This window comes from Paenibacillus medicaginis, assembly GCF_042138635.1.
Taxonomy (GTDB): Bacteria; Bacillota; Bacilli; order Paenibacillales; family Paenibacillaceae; genus Paenibacillus; species Paenibacillus medicaginis.
In genome coordinates, this window is record NZ_JBHIRY010000012.1 from 22,277 (window position 1) to 46,562 (window position 24,286).

Sequence of the window (24,286 nt, forward strand, 5' to 3'; positions counted from 1 at the left end):
CTGCAGGCGTTCGGACAATAGGAGGTCATAATGGAAGAGCAGCCGATCATAAGGTTCGAGAACGTAACAAAGCGTTATGATAACGATCCGCCCGTTCTGTCAAATGTCAGCTTTACTATTGAGAAGGGCAAGTTTTACACTCTGCTGGGGCCATCGGGTTGCGGCAAAACGACGATTCTGCGCATGATTGCCGGTTTTGCCGAGCCGACGGAAGGCTCCATCTATATGAACGGCAAGCTGATCAACCGTGTGCCTGCGAATGAACGCCAGGTCAATACGGTGTTTCAGGACTATGCCCTGTTCCCGCATCTGAATGTGTATGAGAATATCGCATTTGGTCTGCGCATCAAAAAAATGAACAAGCGCGACATTGACACCAAGGTGAAGCAGGCGCTGAGCTTTGTCAATCTGGAGGGCTACGAGCAGCGCAGCATCAGCGAAATGTCCGGTGGTCAGCGCCAGCGTGTCGCCATTGCCCGGGCTATCGTCAACGAGCCTGAGGTGCTGCTGCTGGACGAACCGTTGTCTGCGCTCGACCTGAAGCTGCGGACGGAAATGCAGTACGTGCTGCGCGAAATGCAGCAGCGGCTTGGCATTACGTTTATCTTTGTTACGCATGACCAGGAGGAAGCTCTGGCCATGTCGGATGAAATTTTCGTCATGAACCGTGGCAAAATTGAACAGAGCGGGACGCCGAATGATATTTATGACGAGCCGATCAACCGCTTTGTGGCCGATTTTATCGGCGAATCGAATATTGTACCGGCCAAAATGGTGTCTGACTATCTGGTCGAATTCAACGGCCGCCAATTCGAGTGTGTGGATGCGGGACTTCGCCCCAATGAAGAGGTGGAAATCGTCATCCGCCCCGAGGATTTGCAGATTACCGGCGTCGATGAAGGCAAGCTGCGGGTAAAGGTGGATACACAGCTGTTCCGCGGCGTCCATTATGAAATCAGCTGTTATGACGAATCAGGCCATGAGTGGCTGGTGCATTCCACCCGCCGCGCCGATCCTGGCAGTGAAATCGGCTTGTATTTTGACCCCGAGGCGATCCATGTCATGAGATTCGGAGAGACCGAGGAAGAATTCGACCGCCGCCTGGAGGCTTATGAAGAGGTGCAGCCACATGTCCGGTAATACGCGCGCAGTATATCTGCTGCCCTATTATTTGTGGATTGTGCTGTTTGTCGTGGCGCCTGTGCTGCTCGTCCTTTACTATTCCTTTTTTGATGTGGACGGCAATTTTACGCTGGCGAATTACGCCAATTTTATGACACCGGTATATTTGCAAATGACGCTTAGCTCCTTCTGGTATGCGCTGCTTGTAACCGTGTTTTCACTGCTGGTAGCTTACCCGGCGGCTTATTATCTGACCCGGACAAAACACAAGCAGCTGTGGCTCCTGCTCATTATTTTGCCGACATGGATCAACCTGTTGTTGAAAACCTACGCTTTCATCGGTATTTTCGGCACACAGGGGCCTGTTAACAGCCTGCTTAGCGTCATTGGTATCGGAGAGCAGCAGCTGCTGTTCACCAGCTTTAGTTTTGTATTTGTATCGGTGTATATCTTTATCCCGTTTATGATTTTGCCGATTTTCAATGCGCTGGAAGGGCTCAATCCTTCACTGCTGGCTGCGGCGCGCGACCTTGGGGCTTCGAAGTGGACAGCCTTCCGGCGGGTGGTATTTCCGCTCACGCTGGGGGGAGTGCGCTCAGGCTGTATGGCTGTATTTATTCCCGCGCTGTCCCTGTTCATGATTACCCGGCTCATCGCCGGCAACAAGGTGATTACACTGGGCACGGCCATTGAACAGCATTTTCTGGTCACCCAGGATTGGGGCATGGGCTCAACGGTTGCGGTATTCCTGGTTGTCGCCATGATTATTCTCATGCTGCTGTTTGGCGGCAGAGGGGAGGTGCAGCGTGGAAAATAAGTCCAGGCTCAGCAGCGTGTATCTCTTGTTTGTGTTTCTGGTGCTGTATGCGCCGATTCTGTTTCTGATGTATTACTCTTTCAACAGTGGCGGCACGATGCACGGTTTTGAAGGTTTTACGCTGGAATGGTACATGGAGGTGTTCCAGGACACCCGCCTCATCATTATTGTGATCAATACGCTGGTGATTGCGCTGCTGTCAGCCGCGATAGCCACCATGATCGGCATTATGGGAGCGCTGGCGATTGAGCGCATGCAGCGTAGACGGGTCAAAAACGCACTACTCTCACTGAACAACGTGCTGATCGTCAATCCAGATGTCATTATCGGGGCTTCGTTCCTGATTCTGTTTACCATAGCAGGCATCAAGCTGGGCTTCGTGTCCGTGCTGTTATCGCATATCGCTTTCAGCATCCCGATCACGGTGCTGATGATTCTGCCGCGGCTGCAGGAGATGAGCCCAACGCTGGTGGACGCCGCCCTCGATTTGGGGGCCAGCCGCCGGGACGTGCTGACAAAGGTCATTTTGCCGTTCATTAAGCCTGGGATTTTTTCGGGCTTCTTCATGGCCCTGACCTACTCCCTGGACGACTTTGCGGTAACCTTCTTTGTGACAGGCAGTGGATATTCAACCCTGTCGGTTGAAATCTACTCCCGTGCCCGGCAAGGCGTGGCATTGTCGATTAATGCCCTGTCCACGCTGATCTTCCTGTTCACCGTACTGCTGGTCATCGGCTACTATTTCATTAACCGCAGGTATAACCAGACTTCCATGCAAAAGGTGGCCCGGGTGAAAGAGTCTGCGGCCGAAGCGGGGGTGCAGCAATGAAGTCGCTTGTTAGAGTGTTTGTATCGGTTTTTGCCGCCGCCTTTATCCTGATGGGCGTTGCCGCATGGCTGAATTCCAGTCAAGGGTACTCGGGCGGGAATACGCTGACCATTTACAACTGGGGCGATTATATTGACCCGGAGCTGCTGGACAGGTTCCAGGAGGAAACAGGCATCACGGTTATCTATCAGACGTTCGATTCCAATGAAGCGATGCTGACGAAGATCGGGCAGGGCGGCACCTCCTTCGATGTGGCTATGCCTTCGGAATACGCGATTTCGAAGATGAAGGAAGAAAATTTGCTGATTCCGCTCGATCATTCCAAGCTGCCGAACCTGAATAATATCGATTCCCGCTTTATGAATCTGTCCTTTGACGAAGGCAATACGTATTCAATCCCTTATTTCTGGGGAACGGTTGGAATTGTATACAATCCTGAATTGACGCAGGGAATTGACTTCAACAGCTGGGACGATCTCTGGGATCCCAGGCTGCGCAACAATATCCTGCTGGCGGACGGAACCCGTGAAGTGATGGGCATGGGACTGAACAGCCTCGGCTACTCGCTTAATGATACGAACGAGCCCCATCTGCAGGCGGCCTTGTCCAAGCTCAAGCAGCTCTCCCCGAATGTCAAGGCCGTTGTTGGCGATGAGATCAAGATGATGCTGGCCAATGAGGAAGCTGCGGTCGGGCTCGTCTGGTCAGGTGACGCTTCGGAAATTATGGGGGATAATGAGAAGCTGGATTACATCGTTCCAGAGGAAGGCTCCAATCTGTGGTTTGACAATATGGTCATCCCGAAGACAGCCACCCATGTGGAGGCGGCCCATAAATTCATCAACTTCATGCTGGATCCGGAGGTGGCGGCACAGAACACCGAATACGTCGGTTACTCCACCCCGAACAAGGCGGCCCTGGCGCTGCTGCCTGAGGATATTTCCGGCGACACCCGCTTCTATCCGGATGCCGAGCTGCTCAAGCGCCTGGAGGTGTATAACAATCTGGGCAAACGCATGCTGGCTCATTATAACGAGTTGTTTTTACAGTTTAAAATGAGTCTGGATTAGCCAGACAGTACAAAGAAGCCACCGACTCCACTGTAAAGTGGGGCGGAGGCTTCTTTTGGTAAACTGACAGGGAAAGTGCTCGCTTCGTTGAAATTATAGAATTTATAACTCAACTTTTACAGAGCCCAAATCCACTTCAACCTTTGTAGCTACTGGGTTCTGAGAAATTCGAATCCCATCTAGTGCTTGACAGTCAAGCCGCCAGTCGATCGTGGCAAGGCATGTGATACTCGCTGTCCGGGGGCTTTGCACGATTATCCCGTTGGATCAGGTAAAGAAAAACAGAAACCCGGGAACCGAAAATATACTTTAGGCGCGTAAAGAAAATAACGGATCAGATGAGGCACGAAAAATGCCTGTTGTTACGCTATTCAGGACCATCGAATGGGTCTATTATTTTTTGGATCATGCCTGATGGAGAAGCAGATCGGTTTGAGATCGATCATGAGGCGATCTTAGGAGAAAGCAGAACGTTTAGGTGATGTGAAGCATTCTGAACAAAAGGGATAATCGTGCAAAGCTGTATGGAAAGGCAACAGACACCACACCCATCTCACTCTGGCTACTGGACTCTAAGGGGGGCGAATCCTCTTCTTGCAAGAAAGCTGGAAAAAAGCGGTCTTCTTGGAATCAGCGTCACCCCCAGCAGTAGATCTCCGTTTTACCCCGTTATATCAGGGCCTGTTTGCCGATTTCTTGCTGCGAAAGTTGAGTTATAAGGCACACTCAAATAAATAACTGAGCAATTCAAGATCGTAACGATTTGGAAATACAAGTGCAGCGATTTACACGCATATTTTCTGGAAAACCGTTCCTATTGTGGGTGAGGAAATGAGGCGTCTCTTGATTTTGAACACACCTCCCCTTACCCCATTGAGGATTTCCTAGGGAGAGAATCCCAGATCTAAAGCTTTCTTGCATTTTTCGGGGAGCAGTGTAACCAACCATTTTCCAATGACCGCATCGCGGTCTATCCACGTTTCATAGGCGTCCATGGCCTTCTTATTCAACTTCTTGCCCGTCTCATACACCTGTTCCACAACCGATATCACCGGATGTTTTCCTTTCCACGTCATCGTTTGCGCGAACGCGTAGACGGTTTCCTCGTTCCTAAGCAGCTCGCCATTCCAATGTTGCTCCAGCCGTCCCCATACTCGTTCGATCGGATTGTATTTGCTGTGGTACGGCGGGTAATACGCCAAGATGACTTTCACCTCATACCGAGCAGCAAATTCCACCATTCGCTTGATGAACTGCGTTCTGCGGCTGTTGTTCTCCGGGCCATTGTCGCTATTGATGAGGATCGTGTCGATGGCTTTGTTCGCAGCGTAACCGCTGTTTATCCAGTATCGTTCGATCTCATCGACCATGAAATCGGCCGTCACTTTCGTCCGGGTAAACGACAACGCGACTTGATCCGCAGTCACATCCAGGATGCCAAACGGCGTGACGAAGGTTTTAGAAAAATCATGGTCCGCTGCCCTTAGTGCGACTCGACTGAAGCCGCCTCTGGAAAAATCGCCGATCTTCACACGGTCTTTTGTATCGATAGAGATGCGAACCACGTTGCTCTGATTTTTTGCCTCCTCGTGGATTTCCTTCAGTTTGCTGAAAATCGCGTCCGTTTGCTCAATTTTCTTGAACGGCTTGGCTTTCTTCACTTTCTTCAGCGTATAGCCGAGCCCGTTGACTTTGGTATTGATCGTTTGAAAGGTGGGTAATTCCTTATCCGTATAGCCTTTTTCCTGAATGAGCTGCTTTCGAATTTCTTTTACGATCAAACGTGTGTATAGCTTTTCTGTTTTAAAGCTGGGGTCAGTCTGGCTCTGGCCGTCTATGATGGCCTGAATGTCCTTCAGCAAGCCCGGCAGCTTCTCTTCTGCCCGAAGCCGCCCACGCTCGTGAAATCGGTCTGCCTTTGCAACGCCCGATTCGACTTCTTGTCTTCCTTTGGCAATCGTATTTCGACTGACCTGGAAGGTTCGTGCGACAAGTGTGGCTCCGCCTCTCCCCACTTCCTTCGATAGCTTGGCGAGCAGTATCCGTTTGTTTGAGCCGCTCAGAGAGGGCAACATTTCTTTCAGAAAGTCTTTGCATTTTTGAAACCATTGCGGTACCATTTGGATACATCCTTCGTTATGGTTTTGGTTTGTTTTAGGGAAACCAATCAAAACACATATCGAAGGATTTTTCCATCTTTTTTTCATTCGTTCTCGCTCGCTACAATTTTAAGGTTTTGTTCTATTATTTTATTGGGTGTGCCTAAGTGTTCAGTGGAGCTGAACGATTCTATATATCGTAAGAAAAATTTCCGTTAGACGTGTTCAGTCCTCTTGGGAATTATGACGATGAGCGTTTTATTAATGGCAATTTCCCAATAAAGGCTTCCAGTCTGTCCAAGCCCTGCTCCAATACCGCCTGCGAGCATGCATAAGAGATGCGGATATAACCTTCGCCATACACGGAAAAGGCGTCCCCCGGCACTACAGCGGTGGCGTATTCTTCAAGCAGGCGCAGCGAAAACTCCATGGACTTCAGGCCAAACTGCTGAATGGACGGGAACAGATAGAAGGCCCCTTCCGGTTTATCTAAAGGCATGCCCATCGCAGTCAAGCGGCTGTGGACATAGTCCCGGCGCTTGCGGTATTCCTCGCGCATAGGCAGCGCATCATCGACTCCGGCTGTTAACGCCTCCAGGGCTGCGTACTGGCTGACTGAGCTGGCGCAGGTCACATTGTATTGATGGACCTTGATCATATGCTGCGTGATTTCTACTGGAGCGAGCGTAAAGCCGATCCGCCAGCCAGTCATGGAATGGGACTTGGACAGGCCGTTGATGACAATGGTCCGCTCGCGCATTCCTTTCATAGAAGCAATGGAGGCGTGCGGCACATCATAAACAAGCTCGCTGTAGATTTCATCGGAAATGACAAAAATTTCACGCTCCTGCAACAGCTCAGCGATTTGCTGCAGCTCTGCCGCTGTCATGACACGGCCCGTCGGATTGGACGGATAGCCGAGAATCACCGCTTTTGTTTTGGCTGTCAAATGAGGCTCAAGCAGCTCGGCTGTCAGCTTGAAGCCGGAAGGACGGGTATCGACCAGAACGGGAATACCGCCCGAAAGGTGGATTAAAGGCTCATAGCCGGGATAAATGGGGCCTGGCAAAATAACCTCGTCGCCGGGAGAAAGGATGGTACGCAGCGTAATATCAAGCGCCTGACTGGCCCCGTTCGTGATAATAACCTCATCATTTCCCCGGTAATAAAGTCCGTATTTGCCTGTTATGTAATTGGCGGCGGCTTCGCGCAACTCCGGCAAACCCGCATTTGGCGTATAAACTGTGCGGCCTTCATCAATGGCCCGGTGGCCTGCCTCCAAGATGTGGGAGGGAGTCGGAAGATCGGGCTGGCCGATGGTCAGGGACACAACGTCCGGTATGCCTGCCGCCTTGTTGGCGATTTTCCGAATACCGCTGATCTGAATGTCTTTTACATGTGAGTTAATCAGATGTTCCATCATGTGCTCATCCTATCGCTTCTTTTTTTTGAATGCATATTGTGATTAGTGTACCACAGAATTCGTCCGGTCTGAATTTTGTGAATGATTGGGATAGAACAGATTTTTGACATTCTGTTGGTCGGGAGGACCTTGTGCTTTGAAGCTTTCGGCGCCCTTTGTATTAACTCATGATGTTTGACTGGAAATTTGTCGCGCGAGAACCGTATAATGAGTGAGGACCCGAAGAGGAAAGTTATACCGGGAAAATTGCGATACGAGTAAACGCAGCGGAGGAATGTAAGATGAGGTTGGAACATGACTTTTTAGGTACAAAAGAGGTGCCGGATGACGCTTATTATGGCGTACAGACGATGAGAGCTGCGGAAAATTTTCCGATCACGGGACAGCGTCTGCACCCTGAACTGATCAAGGCGATGGCGATGGTGAAAAAGGCGGCCGCAACCGTCAATATAGAGCTTACCCGGCTGCATCGGCCAAAGGGAGAAGCAATCGTTAAGGCAGCGGAAGAAGTAATTAACGGCCAGTGGCATGACCATTTCATCGTTGATCCGATCCAGGGTGGGGCGGGCACGTCCATTAATATGAATACAAATGAAGTGATTGCAAACCGGGCGCTCGAACTGATGGGATTGTCCAAAGGGGATTATAAAGAGCTTAGCCCCAACAATCATGTGAATATGGCCCAGTCGACGAATGATTCGTTCCCGACAGCGGTCCATGTGGCGACATTGGCGATGTTGGACAAACTGCTCGGCACGATGAATGAGCTGCGCGATGCGTTCCAGCGCAAAGCACAGGAGTTTGACGGAGTAATTAAAATGGGCCGCACGCATCTGCAGGATGCGGTTCCCATCCGGCTGGGCCAGGAATTTGATGCTTACGCACGTGTGCTGGGCCGTGACATCAAGCGGGTTGCCGCGACACGCGAGCATTTGCTGAGCATCAACATGGGTGCAACAGCGGTAGGAACCGGATTGAATGCGGACCGCCGTTACATTCAGCGTGTTGCCGAGGTGCTGTCGGAGATCAGCGGTTTTCCGCTGCATGCCGACGAGCATCTGGTGGATGCGACACAGAATACGGATGCCTATACAGAGGTGTCTGCGTCCCTTAAAATCTGCATGATGAATATGTCCAAAGTGGCGAATGATATCCGTCTTATGGCCTCCGGCCCGCGCGCTGGCTTCGGCGAGCTGCTTCTGCCTGCACGGCAGCCCGGCTCATCCATCATGCCCGGCAAGGTCAATCCGGTCATCCCTGAGGTCATTAACCAGATCGCGTTCCAGGTCATCGGCAACGATAATACGATCTGCCTTGCTTCCGAGGCCGGCCAGTTGGAGCTCAACGTCATGGAGCCAGTGCTCGTGTACAATCTGCTGCAGTCACTGGAGATTATGAACCAGGGCTTCACGGTGTTCCGGGTGCACTGCATCGAAGGCATCCAGGCCAACGTGGAACGCTGCCGGGAGTACGTGGAGAACAGCGTCGGCATCATTACGGCACTCAACCCGCATCTTGGCTATGAAGTGGTGTCCCGCATTGCACGCGAAGCCATCACGACAGGCAAATCCGTTCGGGAGCTGGTCCTGCTGTATAACGTGCTGACAGAAGAAGAGCTTGATATTATTCTTGACCCATTCCAGATGACCAAGCCGGGCATCGCCGGCGAGGAACTGCTGGAACGGGAATAAACTGAATTAGCTGCGATAAGCCCCGCCTGACCAGGCGGGGCTTTAAATTTCTTTCCGACAGCAAGAAAAGTCAATGCCCGGAAATCGCTATACAAGAATGAGCTATTGCTGGAAATTGAACACGAATGTATGTTAATCATATATTTTGAAAGCGCATCCAAATTGAAGTATTATTCATTACAATGATAAGGGGGAGCGATAATGAAAGTCCGGGCGGATAAGGCCTCTGACAGCGCCCAAGCGAGAACACCTGATACTATGGGTGGGATTTCGCGCTTTGGTTTTGCCTTGGCGGGTCTCAGAAGGGACAGGTACTTATATTTGCTGGCACTGCCGGGGATTTTGTACTTCATTATTTTCAAGTACATGCCGATGTGGGGGATCGTCATTGCCTTTCAGAATTATTCTCCTTACCAGGGCGTCTTGAAAAGCCCGTGGGTCGGATTCGAACATTTTATCCGCTTTTTCGCGAATCCAGATTTCCTGATGCTGTTTCGTAATACGATGGCAATCAATCTGCTTAATTTGATTTTTTTCTTTCCATTGCCCATTTTGCTGGCCGTTCTGCTAAACGAAGTTCGCGTATCTTCTTATAAGAAAATCGTGCAGTCGATCATTTATTTGCCGCATTTTCTGTCATGGGTCATCATCGTAGGTATTACCTTCCTGTTGTTGTCTACGGGGGACGGTGTGATTAATAAGCTGCTGGTGAGCTTCGGGTGGGAGAAAATCGATTTTTTGACGGAAAGCCATTATTTCTGGGGACTGCTGACGGTGCAGTCGATCTGGAAGGATGCCGGCTGGGGGACGATTATATTCCTGGCCGCAATCGCGGGTGTCGATCCGCAGCTATATGAAGCGGCGAAGATGGACGGGGCGAGCCGGATCAGACAGATCTGGCACGTAACGCTGCCTGCAATTCGTCCGGTCATTGTTATCCTGCTTATTTTACGGATCGGTCATATGATGGATGTCGGTTTTGAGCAGGTTTTTCTGATGATGAACGGAGCCGTATCCGAGGTGGCCGACGTGTTCGATACGTATGTCTACCGTCTGGGCATCAAACAGGGGCAGTTCAGCTTCAGTACAGCCGTTGGCTTATTTAAATCTATCGTTGGTCTGCTGCTTGTCATCGGAGCAAATCGGCTCGCCAAAAAATTCGGAGAAGAGGGCGTTTACTGACTATGTCCAAACTATTTTCAGTGATCCATGCTGGAGGTGAAATCTGTTGCGAGAGAGTTTAGGAGACCGACTGTTTGGCATTGTGAATGCCCTCGTACTTGGTTTGGTCAGTCTGATTACGTTTTTTCCGTTCTATTATGTCTTTATCGTCTCGTTTACCGATCCGTCGGAGTATATCCGGCGCGGACTTGTCCTGTTTCCTGAAAAGTGGAGCCTGGCCTCTTATGAATATTTGCTGTCCACGAACGCCTTTTTGCGGGCAACGGGCAACAGCGCTTTCCTGGCAATCGTGGGCACGGTGCTCAGTCTGATCGTCACCTCGGGGCTTTCGTATGCTCTATCACGCAAAAGGCTGCAGGGCAGACGTTTTATGCTGTTGGCGATTCTGCTTACAACCTTGTTTAATCCCGGCATCATACCGCCGTACTTGCTGGTGCGCGATTTACATTTGATCAACAGTACCTGGTCGCTGATTCTGCCTGTGCTGACAAGCGGCTGGTACGTGCTGCTGATGAAAGGATTTTTTGACAGCATCCCGGCGAGCCTGGAGGAGGCCGCGCGAATCGACGGATGCAACGATTTTAGCGTCTGGGTCCGGGTGATCCTGCCCCTTTCGCTGCCGTCCATGGCCGCATTCGGATTATTTTACGCAGTCGCATATTGGAACACTTTTTTTAACGCACTGCTCTATATTAATGATTTTTCGAAACAACCGCTGCAGGTGCTGCTTCAGAATATGCTTATTGACGCGTCTACAGCGGCAGGCGGCTCGGCTGCGGCTGAGATGATGTCGGAGCAGCGCATTCCGCCAGAGACGCTGAAGATGGCTGCGGTCGTGATCGCAACGGTGCCGATCCTGCTTGTTTATCCTTTTCTGCAGAAGCATTTTGCTAAAGGTGCGATGGTCGGTTCCGTTAAGGAATAAAAAAAGTGACGATCATTTGGAGGGGAAAATATGTTCAAACATTTCTCTTGGAAATCCATGCGGAACATCGTTTCCATCTTGCTCATCCTGGCTTTACTGGCCGGGTGCGGCGGAAACGGCGGCGAATCCGGGGCTGGCGACGGAGTGTTAGATGTGGATATCATGTCGGTGTATTATACGCCTGAGCCGCCGGGCGAAGACAATGTCATCGTAGAGGAAATCGGGAAACGGACGAATACAAAATTGAACATCACCTGGGTGTCACCCAATAACTATGGAGACAAGGTTAACGTCACATTGGCTTCAGGCGATATTCCCGACCTGATGCTGCTTGATAACGCGTTTACCGCACAGGTGCGCATGATGGTGCAGCAAGGGGCATTTTGGGATTTAACGCCATACATCAAGGATTACCCGAATTTGATGAAGTTCCCGAAGGAAGCGTGGATCAACACAAAGCAGGCGGACGGGAAAAACTACGGCATCCCGCGCGTGCGTCCGGTGGATGGCGGCAACTTCTTGTACATCCGCAAGGATTGGCTGGATAAGCTTGGCCTTGAAGTTCCGAAGACGACCGATGAATTGTATACGGTGCTGAAGGCTTTTGTGGAACAGGACCCCGACGGCAACGGCAAGACGGATACCATCGGTTATGCCGGGTATGTCGATCAATCCAGCATGGGTACTTTAAATGCGCTGCAGTACGCTTTTGTGCAAAATAACGGAGATTGGAAGCTTATTGATGGCAAGCTGGTCAATATCAACCTGCTTCCGGAAATGAAGGACGCTCTGGAATGGCTAAATAAAGCATACGAAGAAAAGCTGCTTCCTGAGGACCTGGCGACGTTGAAAAACTCGCAGGCAAAGGATATGCTGAAGGCTGGCCGCGCAGGCGGGTTCCAGGATACGGTTGAGGCCGCATGGGAGCCGACCGAGGAGCTTCGCAAAACAGATCCAAAAGCCGATTTTGAGCCGCTGGTTTCCCTGAACGGATATGTCAACCGTGATGCCGGATTTTTCGGTATGTTCGTCATTCCGAAGACCGTGCCGGAAGAGAAGATGAAAAAGCTGCTTGAACTGATGGATTACGGGGCGTCAGATGAAGGCAGTGATCTGGCAAGCTATGGCCTTAAGGATGTGCACTATACCGAAGACATCGGCATCAAGGTGCCGACTGAGCAAGCTAAAACCGATATCGTCGCCCAGCAGGCCTTAGGCCAAATTTTCCTCAAGTATGATAAATATTTGCGGGCTTACCGTTCGGGGATGCCTGACGAAGTGCTGGAGCGGAATAAAAAAATTATCGATGAACGAGCGAAAATCAGCATACCGGATCTCGCGGCTGGTCTTAATTCCGAAACAAGCACGAGGGTTGGCAACGAGCTGCAGAAAAGCATCCAGGATATGAAAACAAAATTAATATTGGGCAAATTGCCGATTAGCGAATGGGATAATTTCGTTCATGAGCTTAAGAGCAATCCGGATCTGCTTAAAATGACAGAGGAAATAAACGCGGCTTATCAGCAGCGCACAGCGAGCATAAAATAACAGACAAAAACCCTCTTTTTCATGACCCTCAAAAGAGGGTTTTTGCCGTGGGTGAATGAATTTCATATATCCATAAGGTACTGCGAGGGGGAATAGGATGAAACATTTATCTGCCCGGATACGGAAAACGGGGTTTTTGCTGCCTGCCGTGAAAGGCCAATTTTACCGGAAAAGCCTGCTGCTTATGCTGAGCATTACCTGCTTGCCAACCATTATCATGGGAGGTTTATTTTACATATTTGGAAGCGCTAACATCAAAGAGGAAGTCTCCTATTCCAATGAAGCGCTGCTGCAGAACGCTTTGAACCGGATGAAGGAGGACCTAAACCAGCTTGAGCTGACAGCCGTGCAGTGGGCGTATGATCCCCGGTTTGACGGCAGCCTGCGGAATATTGATCTCAAGCAGGAATACAGCACTACCCAGGAATTATACCGTACCTTGGTTGGTATGAAAGGATTTAATTCGCTTATCGATCAGGTTCACTTCTACCTCGACGGCCCCACTCCGCAGATTGTATCTGATCAGGATGGCATTGAGGCCGTTAACGGTTACGAGGATCAAGCCGCGTATAGCGCGATTATAGACCGCAAAAAGAAAAGCTCCTTCTGGCTGAACGGTTTTCCCCGGGTCAACCAGCACGACAACCATGAGGTTGTGCTTGCCCAAAAGGTGCCGGGTGTCGGGGAGCCATACGGTCTTTTAGTCTTTTATTTGAACAGAGACAGGCTGGTAGAGATGGTCAGGGAGCTGTCGCTTGGCAAATCGGGCCACTCGTTCATCTTCGATGAGCAGGGCAATTTTGTCGTTACGGACAAAGGGGCCGGGTTGCCGGAAGGATCGCCGTTTGAGTCTGTATTAAGCGAGCAAATTAGGCGGTATCGAACAACAAGCGAAACCGGCACCTTTTTGTATGAATGGGAGAACAGAACCTACACCGTTACGTATGGTGATTTTTCCAAGCTGGGTCTGGACTGGACTTATGTAACCGCCGCTTCGCTTTCCTCGTTAACGGCGCCTGTGCAATTGTTGTCGAAGATCATTATCGCCATCAGCCTATGCGGATTTGTCCTGGCTCTGCTTCTGTCCTGGCTGGCTTCCAAACGAATGTATTCTCCCATTTCAAGGCTGGTCAGCTTATTTCGGGATAACAGGCGCCCGAGCGAGCAGAACCCCGATGAGATTGGATTTCTCGAGAATGAGTGGCGCCATCTCTACAAAGAAAGCCATGAGCTGCGGGATAAGCTGGAGAAAGCGCGGCCCGGGCTGCGCTCCAGCTTTCTGCTGCATTTGATTCAAGGGTATTACTATTATTTGAATGAGGGAGAGCTGCGCGAGCGGATGAGCGGTTTTGGCTGGAATGTGAACGGCAAAAATTTTCTGCTTATTTTGTTTCAGGTGACAGGCCTTGGTCGGCAGCAGGGACGGTTCGAGGAGAACGACGTGCAGCTTGTTTCCTTTGCGGCCGAGAATTTAGTGCAGGAGCTAACGAGGGGGCTTGGTGAAGAAGCGGACACGATCAATTTTCAGGATATGTCTATTGGTATTCTGCTTTCCTTCAATAAAGAGGAGCCTGAAGAAACGGTTCGCAGCAGGGCTTTTCATCTCGTGAACTCGCTTGCGCAAGCATCGAGTGCTGTTTTGAAATTTCACAGCACCATTCTGGTCGGTACGCTAATGATGAGGATTACGGATATTCCCGGTTCGCTCCAGCAGCTTCGGCAGGTTGTACGCTATCGTGAAGTTAGGGAGGGCAACCAGATTTTATCTTTGGAAGAGCTGTTGCCAGGCTTAACGGGAGATACGATCCCTTATCCGTTTGCGGCCGAAAAGGAAGTTACACAGGCGATCCGCATGGGGCTTAAGGATGAAGTATACGATGCGATTCAATTGTTCATGGAGACGCTGGTGAGGGAAGGGAATAAGGAGATGTTCATTCAGGATGGAGCGGTTCAACTGCTGGGCAGCATTCAGCATGCAATCCTGGAAACAGGATACCATCCCCGCGTCTTATACGGCGATGACGATTTGTACGGGGAGCTTCGCCGGCTGCGCGAACCTGATCAAATTACGGCATGGTTGAAGAACAGGATTGTTGAGCCTTACTGCAAGACCCTGGAGAGGGAGCAAACCATACACCTCCGGCGTCTCGTAGAGCGGGCGATGGAATATATAAAATCGACGATTGATTCCGAGCTGTCGCTTGAACGGTGCGCGGAACATGTGGGAACAAGCCCTTTTACGCTCAGCAAAGCATTTAAACAAATAACCGGCATCAACTACATTGATTTCCTTATGCGCTTAAAAATCGATAAGGTAAAGGAATTGCTGACAGAAACCGATATGAAGGTGAATGAAATCGCGCTGCACATCGGCTATCGCCCTTCTTATTTGAACCGGTTGTTCAAGAAGCTGGAAGGTGTTACACCTGGGCAATACAGGGAGCAAGTAGTGAGAAGAGAATAGAGTTGGATGAAAAAGCTGGCGATTGCAGGGGATTATCGTTTCTTACTTATGGCAAAAGGACCGTGACCTTAGTTATAATTGAAATCATGACTAGCGAAGTTAGACATGAAAAATTACATTGGGGGGAGAAGATCGTTTGCAGCTAATCAAATGGCCGTGGCAAATCGGGGTTGCGATCGTGATCGGAGTTGTCACGGGATTTATGGGTGAAGACCCGGGAATGGTCAACGAAAGGGCCTCTTTAAAACCTATAGTCTGGGCGCTCTGTGGAGCGCTGCTGATCCAGCTTATCAACCTTGCTTACACCGTATATGTTGTTAAATTTATGAAGGATCTTGCCAGGATCGAAAAAGGGCTGAAGCAGGCTGAAAATCCTTATTTTAGAATGATCTATTATATGGTCAACGGTGATCTGGAAAATGCAGCACGGGAGCAGGAGAAGGTTAAAGGCAAGCAAATGCAGCTTACGACCAAGGTTCAGATCAATCTGGAGAGCAGGGATATAGCTGAGGCAGAGAACATAGTTGATCAAATCAGACATCCAAATTCCCGCCCTTATTTCAAAGCACTGATTGCCATCTATAAAAAAGACTGGGACGATTTCGAAGCTCAGAAGGTGCAGCTAAAGCAGCAGGTACTGGTCCATGCGCTGGAGGCGGAGGCCGCCTTCTGTAAGGGAGAGCTTGATCAGGCCGAGAAGCATGGGGATCTTGCCATCGAAGGAGCTGACGGTCTTCAACGATACATTCTGGTCAAGTCGCGGGAGCGGCAGCAGAACAGCCCGATGCGTGAAACCTATTTTTAAGAGCGCATCGTTTGAAAAACAGAAAGGTAACAGAACATGGACATCATACATACAAATTTGGGATCTTTGACAGCATGGATTATAGGGCTGCTCATTTTGACGGCGTCCGTTGTCGGATGGATACGCCGCCGAAGAGCGCGCGTGCTGCGGGAGCTCAATCCGCGCAAAATTACAATGAAGGATATTGACCGAATGGAGGACGGCTCTGAGTTTGAAACTTACTTGTATCGTTTGTTTACCGAACTGGGCTATGAAGAGGTGTACAAGACGACAAGCAGTCGTGATTTCGGGGCCGATCTTGTGTTCACTGACCGCAGCGGAGTGCGCAATGTGGTGCAGGCCAAACGTTATGGAATGCAAAGTCCGGTTGGACTGGGAGCAGTTCAGGAGATTTATGCCTCCATGAATTATTATCGCGCGCACAGGTCTGTGGTTATTACGTCTGGCAGGTATACCGAATCCTGTGTTACGCTGGCCAGCTCCAACAGGGTTACGCTGCTGGATCGCGGGGATTTGGAGGAGATGATGATCCTGTTCAAAGCACGGCGGGCTGAGGAGGCCATGGACATTGTAGAACGGGAACCGGAGCCGTTTACGGGCGGTTGGAAGGGAGACAAGCAACGCAAAGGTGGCAAGTAAGGTGAAAGAAAAAGGTGGGGCGTACTGTTTTGACGATAAAGATTTTCCAAAATTCGATTTTTAAGTAGGATTTCAGTTTCTCTTCATCGTGCATTAATCTACGGGCTGTATAGTTGTTATCAATAACCCCCTTATATATAGATCATTGACCCTGCTGATGCTCAGTAGGGTCTCTTTTTTCTAAACCATAAAAAATGTTGCATGAATCCTGCCAGTAGAAGCAAATTTCGGATCAAAAAGGTTGTTGCAACACGAACTCGAATCGGATATTATGGATATTGTAGATCTATAATAATTTTATTTTCCGAGAAAGGAGGAGAGGGGAGTTGCAGTTCTCTAAAAGCACAGATTATGCCTTGCACGCCTTAGTACATTTGGCACATTCGCAGCGTTGCATCAATGTCGGGATCAAAGAGTTATCTTCAACGATTGGCGTTTCCGAAAGCTATTTATCCAAAATCATGTCCAAGCTGCGGCACGATGGAATCGTGCGAGCTGTGCCAGGGCTGAACGGTGGTTATGAGCTTGCACGGCCGGCTGACCAGATTACGTTTCTGGATGTAATTCAAGTCATTGAAGGAAGACAGCAGTTGTTCGAATGCTCACATTCAAGTTCGCGGCAGCATCAGTTATTAGCGGAAGAGGGCGCTGCACGACAGGGCCAGCAACATCCGGGAAAAAGCGAATGTTGGATTGAGAAAGTGATGGTCGGCGCGGAACAGTCTCTGCACCAATACTTGCGGGAGCATACGATCAGGTCAGTGTTGGATGAGTCTTTTAAGCGTTGCACTCATGGGGAAACAAGGAATAAAGGTCTTTTTTTTACACAAATTAAGGATATTAAGTGTCTGTAAAATATAGAATTAATGAAGCTTGGAGGAGAAACTTATGATCGATTTAAAACATATGAAGCGCGGCCCGATCATGTTTGCATTGATCGTTGGCATGTTCGTCGCCGCTTTGAACGAAACATTAATGGGCAATGCCCTCCCTGAATTGATGAAATCATTTGGTGTGTCTGCGACGACGGCCCAATGGCTTGCCACCGCTTATTTGCTCGTCGTTGGTGTGCTCGTTCCGGTGACGGCGGTATTGCAGCAATGGTTCACGACCCGGCAAATGTTTCTGTCGGCGATGAGTCTGTTCTTTGTTGGTACGGTCATCTCGGCAGTATCGCCGGAATTTGGTGTGCTGCTGATCGGGCGGATTATTCAGGCGATCGGGACCGGTGTGCTGCTGCCGCTTACCATGAACATCATTATGACCATTTTTCCGCCGGAAAAGCGGGGAGGCGCCATGGGCATGTTAGGGCTTGTTGTCATGTTTGCGCCAGCGATCGGACCGACGATCTCGGGTTTAATCGTTGACGGGCTTTCCTGGCGTTGGCTGTTCTACCTTGTAATACCGTTTGCGCTGTTTGCGATTATCGTTGGATTTGCTGTTCTGAAAAACGTATCAGATGTCACGAAACCACGGGTGGACTTCTTATCCATCGGGCTGTCCACCATCGGTTTTGGCGGAATTGTGTTCGGGTTCAGCAAGGCTGGTGAACTCGGCTGGTCGGTGCCGCTGGTGATTTGGACCATCACGGCGGGAGGCATCGCCTTGGCGCTGTTCGTCTGGCGGCAATTGCTGCTGAAGGAGCCTGTTATGGATTTGCGGGCATTCAGGTATCCCACGTTCGCGCTGGTTGCGGTGCTGTTATTTGTGCTTTTGATGACGTTTTTCTCATCAGCTATTATGCTCCCCATGTTTATGCAGGGTGTGCTGCTGATGACGGCGTTCCAGTCAGGCTTGATCCTGCTTCCCGGGGGCATTGTGAACGGGCTCATGGCTCCAATCTCAGGCAAGCTGTTTGATAAATTCGGGCCTCGTGTGCTTGTCATCCCCGGACTTGTCGTTGCTGCTGCTTCGCTGTGGTTATTCACCCGCTTCGACGAAACGACGACGACAGGTTTCCTTGTCGCCGTGCATATCGCGTTAATGGTTGGCATCGCGCTTGTGATGATGCCTGCACAGACAGCAGGGCTCAACCAACTGCCACGCCACTTGCATCCGCACGGAACGGCAATCTTGAACACGTTGCAGCAGGTGTCTGGCGCCATCGGTACTGCCCTGTACATCAGTATTATGTCGAGCGGACAGAAGCAGTACTTGAGCGGAGCGAGCGATCCGCAGTCTCCGGTGGAAATAGCCAAAGGGCTGGCCGCCGGCATTAACAACGCATTCTGGATCGGTGTTATTCTCGCATTTGTTGCATTTTTACTCGGTCTCTTGCTCCGTAAAGGGAAACCGCCGGAATTGCAGGATCAGAACATGTATGCCGAATAGTCAAAAAATCGAGATCAGTTCTTGGGTATATAGATGACGATTTTCATGAAATACATGATCCCGGTCGAACTGATCCACGAGCCGGCCTTCCTTCATAACGAGGATGCGCTGGCTCATCTGGTGCACGGCAGCAAGGTCGTGAGATATAAACAAATAAGACAGCTGCAAGTGGGTCTGCAATGATGTTAACAACCTGAGCACTGCTCCTTGTGAGATGACATCCAGGCTCGCCGTAGGCTCGTCCAGCACGATGACTTCCGGCTCAATGCTGATGGCCCTGGCAATGGTTACCCGCTGGCGCTGGCCGCCGCTCAGCTCATGCGGGTAGCGGTCGGCAAGTGAGGCCGGCAGTTCAACAGCCTCAAGCAATTGCTTGATATAAGCGGCTTTGGAAGTAAACGTGAAGTGTTTCAATCTTAGCTGATGGTGGAACTGCTCGTAAGCATCCAGCAGGGAGTGCTTGATTTTCAGCTTCGGATTGAGCGCAGCCGCCGGATTTTGGGACACCATTTGCATATGTCTGCGGAAAGGTCTCAGCTTGCGTTCGTGCAGTTGCTCTATCGGCTGCCCGTTCAGCATAATAGAGCCGCTGTCGATGGTTTCAATGTGCAGCAGGCAGCGGGCTAATGTGCTCTTGCCGCAGCCGCTTTCTCCAACAAGGCCCAGACATTCACCCTTGTCGAGGTGGAAAGAAACAGCGTTCACCGCCATTTTTCCTTCCCGGTAGGATTTGGTCAGACGGTCTACAACTAAAAGGCTCATCATGGCTTCACCTCCGTAGGCACAGGCAATACAGGTGCAGCCTGAATGAGCTGTCTCGTATAGTCATGCTGCGGATTCTCCAATATAAGCTTACTGCTGCCAGATTCGACAATTGTTCCATCTTTCATAACCGCGATCTGCTGGGCATACCGTCTGACATGGCGCCAGTCATGGGTAATGAAGAGGATGGCACAGCCGGTTTGGCGTTGTTTGGCGGCAAGAAGCTGCAGAATACGGTGAGCGGACACACTGTCCAGTGCCGTTGTCACTTCATCCGCGATTAACAGCTCCGGCGAGAGCAGGAGCGCAATGGCTATCGACGCCCGCTGCAGCTGCCCGCCGCTCAGTTGGAACGGGTAGCGGGGGAGAAAACGGCCGTCCAGACCCACCGATTCGAGCGCCTCCACAGCCTGCTGCGTGCGTACTGTGGCTGAAGTTACATCATGCGCTTTCTGATACTCATCAAAATGCTGACCGATCGTGCGAAACGGAGTGAAGGAGCCCTGGTAATCCTGAAAGACGTATGCCAGTGTGCCGCCGCGCAGGGAGCGTGCACGCGACGAAGGCAGGTTCAGCACATCCAGTCCGTGTAATATCACCTGACCGTCCGCCCGCAGATTAGGAGGCAGCAGCTGCCCGATGGCCTGTGAGAGCAGGCTTTTGCCGCTGCCGCTTTGCCCGACCAGAGCATACCACTCCCCCTTACGAATAGTCAGCGACACCTCGTGAACAAGTGTTTTGTCACGGCTGTGAATGGATAATTGCTCAATGGACAAGATCATGGCTGCACCTCCTTCTTCACATCAAAACGGTCGCGCAAATGATCCCCCAGCATATTGGCCAGCAGAACCACAACAACAATCGCCAGTCCCGGGTAGAGCATCAATTCGGGTTTGGACTGAAAATAAGGCCTTGAGTCGTTCAGCATGGCCCCCCATTCGGCAAGCGGTGGCTGCACACCAAGTCCAATATAAGAGAAGGCAGAGATTAGCAGAATGATTTTGCCAAGGTCCAGACTGGCCAGCACAAGCACATTGCCTATGATATGGGGGAACAGATGCTTTTGCATGATCCGGGCGGAGGACAAGCCGTTAATACGGGCAATAAGCACGTAATCCTTTTGCGATTCGGCCAGGACCGTGCTGCGTACAAGCCGGGCGTAGCTTACCCATTTTACGATGACGATGGCAAGCACCAGATTGCCAATTCCCGCACCGAGCAGACCGCTGAGCACAATGGCAACGATCGTATCAGGGAAAGCGAGAAAGCTATCTGCAATACGCATGAAAATCCGGTCGGCCCAGCCGCGGAAGTAACCGGAGATCAGGCCGAACGGAACGCCAATCAGCAGTGCTGCCAACAGGGCCAGCAGACTGTAACCGATCGTTTGCCAGCCGCCCAGCAGCAGCCGGGTTAATACGTCACGCCCCAGATGATCGGTGCCGAGCGGATGCAGCAGACTTGTATCCTGCAGCCGCATACCCAGATCGGTCAGTGTGGGATCATGCCGCAGATATACGAAAGCATACAAGGCTGCGGCCGCAGTCAACAGCACGAACAGAAGGGTGATGGCGGCTTGCCAGGTGTACTTTTTTCTGCCCATACCAAGAAGAGACCGAGCTCTCATGACCATGCCTCCCTTTCCTTCAGCTTCATTTCCGGGTTCAGATAACGGTAGGACAGATCGACGGCCGTATTCACTACAAACACAAAGGCCGCCATAATAAGGATGTAACCCTGGATCAGCGGGTAATCCCGTTGTCTGACCGCGTCCACCACAAGCTTGCCAATCCCCGGATAAGCGAATAATACTTCAACCACCACCACACCGCCGATCAGACTGCCGAGACTGACACCGAACACGGTAATGACCGGCGGAAGGCTGTGCCGGAACGCATGCATCACGAAGATGCGCCGTTCGGACAGGCCGCGTGATCTCGCTGCGCGAATGAATTCCTGGCTTAACGAATCGAGCAGACTGGAGCGCAGCAGCCTTACATACACACCCGAGATGGCAAGTCCGAGCGTCAGGGAGGGCAGCAGCAAGGAGAGAAAGCCGTCTCTGCCCATGGTTGGCAGCCAGTTGAGCCGCACGCCAAACAGGTCGATGAAGATCAGGCCCAGCCAGAAGCTGGGAACAGCTGCGCCGATAATCGATAAAATTCTGCTGATCTGATCAATCCAGCTATTGCGGTGCAATGCTGCCAACGATCCGAGCGGAACCGACACAACCAGCATAATGAGCAGCGCGCCTGCGGTTAATTCCAGTGTGGCAGGCAGACCTGTCAGGATCATTTCCATAACCGACTGGCCGGTGACATAGGAATGCCCGAAGTCGAGCCGTACAAAATCAAGCAGCCAAAGTCCGTACTGTGCGAGCAGTGGCTTGTTAAAACCCATTTCTTCCCGCAGGGCCTCTACCTGTTCCTGACTGACGGACAGCTCATCCACATTCAGGATCGTTAATACGGGATCACCAGGCGCAAGCCGGATAAACAGAAAACTGATAAACGTGATAATTAACATAAACAGGAGCACTTCCGCAAATTTGCGGATCAGAATCCGAATCATTTTTTCACATCCAGCTTATTGGTGATCATGTAGTACTCACTTCTTGCCGTCACCCAGTTGGTAACTTTGTTTTCATCGTAAGCAACGATAGTTGAAGGATGCAGGACGAAGGAATTAATCACGTTCTTATGCACATAATTTGCCGCCTTTTCTGCAAGCACAGCCCGCTGCCCGGGTTCAACGGTGCGATTAAGTTCATTTATGATCGTCGTCAGCTCTTCATCATAAACCCCGCTAAAGTTGAGCGCCCCCGTCGGGTGATAGGTTGCATTTAAATAATAACCGGCATCTCCCCGCGGAGCCGTCAGGTTGCTGTAGGTGGCCAGATCCCAGTCGCGGTTGGCGGCCATATATTCTTCTGGCGTATCAATCTGCTGAATTTGCACATCGATCCCGATGCGCTTGGCGTCGGACTGAAATACCTGGGCAATCAAGGGCAGGTCAGCTCTGGACGAGTAAGTCAGCAGTGTCAACCGCAGGGGCTTCCCATTCTTCTGCATAATACCGTCCTGAAGTGTGTAACCGGCTTCCTTCAAATACTGCACAGCCGCCTCGGGACCTGTCTTCAGCTTGCTGTCTTCATATTGGGGAGCAAACGGCAGGGAAGGCAGGAACGGTCCAATGGCAGGTTCGCCATATCCGAGTAAAATGGTGTCTACGATTTCCTGGCGGTCAATCAGCGCATTCATGGCCTGGCGTACGTTCAAGTCCTTCATGCTCTCCCGTTCCATGTTCATGGTAAGCTGATGCACACGGAAGGTCGCTGTTGATTCAACCTTGGCGCCTGGCACGGCAGCAAGCGATTCCAGACTCTCAACCTCCGGGCGGTACACAATATCGACCTGTCCGGATTTGAGGGCAAGGGAACGGGCATTGGCATCTTCGTTAAATGCAAAAGTTACGGAGTCCAATGGGGAAGCCCCGTCCCAATATTCATCATAACGTTCCAGCTCCAGCTTGCTTCCGGGAGTGAAGCTTTGCAGCTTGAAAGGTCCTGTACCGACCGGGTGATTGACGATATCCGGTGCGGTTACATCGATGATGGAGACATTCGGATTGACCAGTTCGGATGCAAATTCAGGGAAGGGCTGAGTCGTGGTAATCTTCAGCGTATGTCCGTCCGCAGTGATCGTATCAATTTTCAGCGCGCTCCGGATGGCTGCACTCTCCTGGAGCGCCCGTTCCAGTGAGGCTTTGACTGCTTCACCAGTCATGCTTTTGCCATTCTGAAAGGTAACATCCTCGCGCAGCCTGATCGTCCAGTGCTGTCCATCCGGGCTTTCCCAGCTTTCGGCCAGCCACGGAGCCACGGTCAAATTATCCTCATCCAGCCTGACCAGCGTTTCCGTTATGCCGGCTCTGAGCGGAATGTAGCTGGAGTCCACATGCGGGTCCAGAGAATTGGTGGAGAAATTGTACAGGAAGCTGATATGCTTGGCAGCCAAGGAGCTCTCACTCGCCGGAGCAGCTTGTCCGCACGCACTTAACAGACTGATACAGACCAGGAGAATCAATATGGCTGGTACTGGCTTGCTTTGGTTCGTAGTCATCAAAATACGAATCCCTCCTAATATGTAATAATTACGATTAGAATATTATCGTAATTATTACGCTTTGGCAATACCCGATATTGAATTGAAATGACTTCCTTTTAACCGAATTTTATATTAATTTCATCGAATCCTGGTTTCCGATTTACAAAACGAGGGAGCATGCTGCTGTTTTGCATTACCATATGAAGCATTTTAGCCCAACCCCGGGTGCGTGCGGAGCGGATGCGGACCTCGCTTGTATCGTGACTATCGCCACACCGCCCGCTTCTGTCCAGCCATTATAACGTCTATCGACGTACATTTGACGTACCTTCACAGAAAAATCAACGAGCGGAGCTTGTTTTCCTCACAGGAGACGGGCTCTGTTTTTTTCAGTTCAAGGGATGGCGCTGGAAAAGTAAATTCCCACGATCGTTGTAAGAGCCATTCGGGCAAGGAAATACATTAAAACATAT

Annotated in this window: 20 protein-coding genes; 13 read left to right on the forward strand and 7 right to left on the reverse strand. The window is 50.8% G+C overall.

Going from position 1 to position 24,286, the window contains the following annotated elements; all coding sequences use genetic code 11:
* Positions 1 to 30: 30 nt before the first annotated feature.
* The 4 genes from ACE5LO_RS13645 to ACE5LO_RS13660 are packed head-to-tail and all read left to right on the forward strand — an operon-like array spanning position 31 to position 3,838.
* Positions 31 to 1,140 (forward strand): ABC transporter ATP-binding protein, encoded by a 1,110-nt coding sequence (locus ACE5LO_RS13645; RefSeq protein ID WP_375520580.1) that lies wholly within the window; start codon positions 31 to 33, stop codon positions 1,138 to 1,140.
* Positions 1,130 to 1,939 (forward strand): ABC transporter permease, encoded by an 810-nt coding sequence (locus tag ACE5LO_RS13650; RefSeq protein ID WP_375520581.1) that lies wholly within the window; start codon positions 1,130 to 1,132, stop codon positions 1,937 to 1,939. The genes ACE5LO_RS13645 and ACE5LO_RS13650 overlap by 11 nt, the downstream gene beginning before the upstream one ends.
* Positions 1,929 to 2,768: an ABC transporter permease gene (locus ACE5LO_RS13655; RefSeq protein WP_375520582.1), complete on the forward strand. Its 840-nt coding sequence runs from the start codon at positions 1,929 to 1,931 to the stop codon at positions 2,766 to 2,768. Before ACE5LO_RS13650 ends, ACE5LO_RS13655 begins: the two co-directional genes overlap by 11 nt.
* Complete coding sequence (locus ACE5LO_RS13660) at positions 2,765 to 3,838, forward strand: ABC transporter substrate-binding protein (protein ID WP_375520583.1); 1,074 nt, start codon at positions 2,765 to 2,767, stop codon at positions 3,836 to 3,838. Before ACE5LO_RS13655 ends, ACE5LO_RS13660 begins: the two co-directional genes overlap by 4 nt.
* Before the next feature lie 884 nt (positions 3,839 to 4,722).
* Here the strand turns inward: ACE5LO_RS13660 and ACE5LO_RS13665 are convergent.
* Together ACE5LO_RS13665 and ACE5LO_RS13670 are read right to left on the reverse strand one after the other, a co-directional pair.
* Entirely contained in the window at positions 4,723 to 5,958 is a 1,236-nt protein-coding gene (locus ACE5LO_RS13665) for an ISAzo13 family transposase (protein WP_375520584.1), read from the reverse strand.
* A gap of 220 nt (positions 5,959 to 6,178) precedes the next feature.
* Positions 6,179 to 7,357 (reverse strand): aminotransferase A, encoded by a 1,179-nt coding sequence (locus tag ACE5LO_RS13670; protein WP_375520683.1) that lies wholly within the window; start codon positions 7,355 to 7,357, stop codon positions 6,179 to 6,181.
* A 284-nt stretch (positions 7,358 to 7,641) separates the two neighbouring features.
* Here ACE5LO_RS13670 and aspA point away from each other — a divergent pair, with 284 nt between their 5' ends.
* The 9 genes from aspA (at position 7,642) to ACE5LO_RS13715 (ending at position 18,945) form a co-directional block, all read left to right on the forward strand.
* Positions 7,642 to 9,051: an aspartate ammonia-lyase gene (aspA, locus tag ACE5LO_RS13675; RefSeq protein WP_375520585.1), complete on the forward strand. Its 1,410-nt coding sequence runs from the start codon at positions 7,642 to 7,644 to the stop codon at positions 9,049 to 9,051.
* A 258-nt stretch (positions 9,052 to 9,309) separates the two neighbouring features.
* Positions 9,310 to 10,233: an ABC transporter permease gene (locus tag ACE5LO_RS13680; RefSeq protein WP_375520684.1), complete on the forward strand. Its 924-nt coding sequence runs from the start codon at positions 9,310 to 9,312 to the stop codon at positions 10,231 to 10,233.
* Between the two features lie 46 nt (positions 10,234 to 10,279).
* The gene (locus ACE5LO_RS13685; protein ID WP_355321005.1) at positions 10,280 to 11,158 is read left to right on the forward strand and encodes a carbohydrate ABC transporter permease; all 879 of its coding nucleotides are present in this window, start codon (positions 10,280 to 10,282) and stop codon (positions 11,156 to 11,158) included.
* 30 nt (positions 11,159 to 11,188) lie between these two features.
* Positions 11,189 to 12,706, forward strand: coding sequence for an extracellular solute-binding protein (locus tag ACE5LO_RS13690; protein ID WP_375520586.1), 1,518 nt, complete (start codon positions 11,189 to 11,191; stop codon positions 12,704 to 12,706).
* 97 nt (positions 12,707 to 12,803) lie between these two features.
* Entirely contained in the window at positions 12,804 to 15,170 is a 2,367-nt protein-coding gene (locus tag ACE5LO_RS13695) for a helix-turn-helix domain-containing protein (RefSeq protein WP_375520587.1), read from the forward strand.
* Positions 15,171 to 15,306: 136 nt separating this feature from the next.
* Positions 15,307 to 15,975, forward strand: coding sequence for a hypothetical protein (locus ACE5LO_RS13700; RefSeq protein ID WP_375520588.1), 669 nt, complete (start codon positions 15,307 to 15,309; stop codon positions 15,973 to 15,975).
* Positions 15,976 to 16,011: 36 nt separating this feature from the next.
* Positions 16,012 to 16,614, forward strand: a complete 603-nt coding sequence (locus tag ACE5LO_RS13705) for a restriction endonuclease (protein ID WP_375520589.1) — start codon at positions 16,012 to 16,014, stop codon at positions 16,612 to 16,614.
* 326 nt (positions 16,615 to 16,940) lie between these two features.
* On the forward strand, positions 16,941 to 17,468 hold the full coding sequence (locus ACE5LO_RS13710) for an RrF2 family transcriptional regulator (RefSeq protein ID WP_375520590.1): 528 nt from the start codon (positions 16,941 to 16,943) through the stop codon (positions 17,466 to 17,468).
* Positions 17,469 to 17,502: 34 nt separating this feature from the next.
* A complete protein-coding gene (locus ACE5LO_RS13715; protein WP_375520591.1) occupies positions 17,503 to 18,945 on the forward strand; it encodes a DHA2 family efflux MFS transporter permease subunit in 1,443 nt (480 codons plus the stop codon).
* Here ACE5LO_RS13715 and ACE5LO_RS13720 read toward each other — a convergent pair whose 3' ends face one another.
* Genes ACE5LO_RS13720 through nikA form a run of 5 tightly spaced genes read right to left on the reverse strand, consistent with a single transcriptional unit; the run spans position 18,946 to position 23,828 of the window.
* Complete coding sequence (locus ACE5LO_RS13720) at positions 18,946 to 19,707, reverse strand: ABC transporter ATP-binding protein (protein WP_375520685.1); 762 nt, start codon at positions 19,705 to 19,707, stop codon at positions 18,946 to 18,948. It abuts the gene before it with no gap.
* A complete protein-coding gene (locus tag ACE5LO_RS13725; RefSeq protein WP_375520592.1) occupies positions 19,707 to 20,489 on the reverse strand; it encodes an ABC transporter ATP-binding protein in 783 nt (260 codons plus the stop codon). Before ACE5LO_RS13725 ends, ACE5LO_RS13720 begins: the two co-directional genes overlap by 1 nt.
* The gene (gene nikC, locus ACE5LO_RS13730; protein WP_375520593.1) at positions 20,486 to 21,334 is read right to left on the reverse strand and encodes a nickel transporter permease; all 849 of its coding nucleotides are present in this window, start codon (positions 21,332 to 21,334) and stop codon (positions 20,486 to 20,488) included. Before nikC ends, ACE5LO_RS13725 begins: the two co-directional genes overlap by 4 nt.
* Positions 21,331 to 22,278 (reverse strand): nickel ABC transporter permease, encoded by a 948-nt coding sequence (gene nikB / locus ACE5LO_RS13735; protein WP_375520594.1) that lies wholly within the window; start codon positions 22,276 to 22,278, stop codon positions 21,331 to 21,333. Before nikB ends, nikC begins: the two co-directional genes overlap by 4 nt.
* Positions 22,275 to 23,828, reverse strand: coding sequence for a nickel ABC transporter substrate-binding protein (gene nikA, locus ACE5LO_RS13740; RefSeq protein ID WP_375520686.1), 1,554 nt, complete (start codon positions 23,826 to 23,828; stop codon positions 22,275 to 22,277). The genes nikB and nikA overlap by 4 nt, the downstream gene beginning before the upstream one ends.
* Positions 23,829 to 24,286 lie beyond the last annotated feature (458 nt).

Coding starts and splice junctions, on each gene's coding strand:
- ACE5LO_RS13645 (WP_375520580.1), top strand. CDS start 31: ATGGAAGAGCAGCCGATCATAAGGTTCGAGAACGTAACAAAGCGTTAT.
- ACE5LO_RS13650 (WP_375520581.1), top strand. CDS start 1,130: ATGTCCGGTAATACGCGCGCAGTATATCTGCTGCCCTATTATTTGTGG.
- ACE5LO_RS13660 (WP_375520583.1), top strand. CDS start 2,765: ATGAAGTCGCTTGTTAGAGTGTTTGTATCGGTTTTTGCCGCCGCCTTT.
- ACE5LO_RS13665 (WP_375520584.1), bottom strand. CDS start 5,958: ATGGTACCGCAATGGTTTCAAAAATGCAAAGACTTTCTGAAAGAAATG.
- ACE5LO_RS13670 (WP_375520683.1), bottom strand. CDS start 7,357: ATGGAACATCTGATTAACTCACATGTAAAAGACATTCAGATCAGCGGT.
- aspA (WP_375520585.1), top strand. CDS start 7,642: ATGAGGTTGGAACATGACTTTTTAGGTACAAAAGAGGTGCCGGATGAC.
- ACE5LO_RS13680 (WP_375520684.1), top strand. CDS start 9,310: ATGGGTGGGATTTCGCGCTTTGGTTTTGCCTTGGCGGGTCTCAGAAGG.
- ACE5LO_RS13690 (WP_375520586.1), top strand. CDS start 11,189: ATGTTCAAACATTTCTCTTGGAAATCCATGCGGAACATCGTTTCCATC.
- ACE5LO_RS13695 (WP_375520587.1), top strand. CDS start 12,804: ATGAAACATTTATCTGCCCGGATACGGAAAACGGGGTTTTTGCTGCCT.
- ACE5LO_RS13705 (WP_375520589.1), top strand. CDS start 16,012: ATGGACATCATACATACAAATTTGGGATCTTTGACAGCATGGATTATA.
- ACE5LO_RS13715 (WP_375520591.1), top strand. CDS start 17,503: ATGATCGATTTAAAACATATGAAGCGCGGCCCGATCATGTTTGCATTG.
- ACE5LO_RS13720 (WP_375520685.1), bottom strand. CDS start 19,707: ATGAGCCTTTTAGTTGTAGACCGTCTGACCAAATCCTACCGGGAAGGA.
- ACE5LO_RS13725 (WP_375520592.1), bottom strand. CDS start 20,489: ATGATCTTGTCCATTGAGCAATTATCCATTCACAGCCGTGACAAAACA.
- nikC (WP_375520593.1), bottom strand. CDS start 21,334: ATGAGAGCTCGGTCTCTTCTTGGTATGGGCAGAAAAAAGTACACCTGG.
- nikB (WP_375520594.1), bottom strand. CDS start 22,278: ATGATTCGGATTCTGATCCGCAAATTTGCGGAAGTGCTCCTGTTTATG.
- nikA (WP_375520686.1), bottom strand. CDS start 23,828: ATGACTACGAACCAAAGCAAGCCAGTACCAGCCATATTGATTCTCCTG.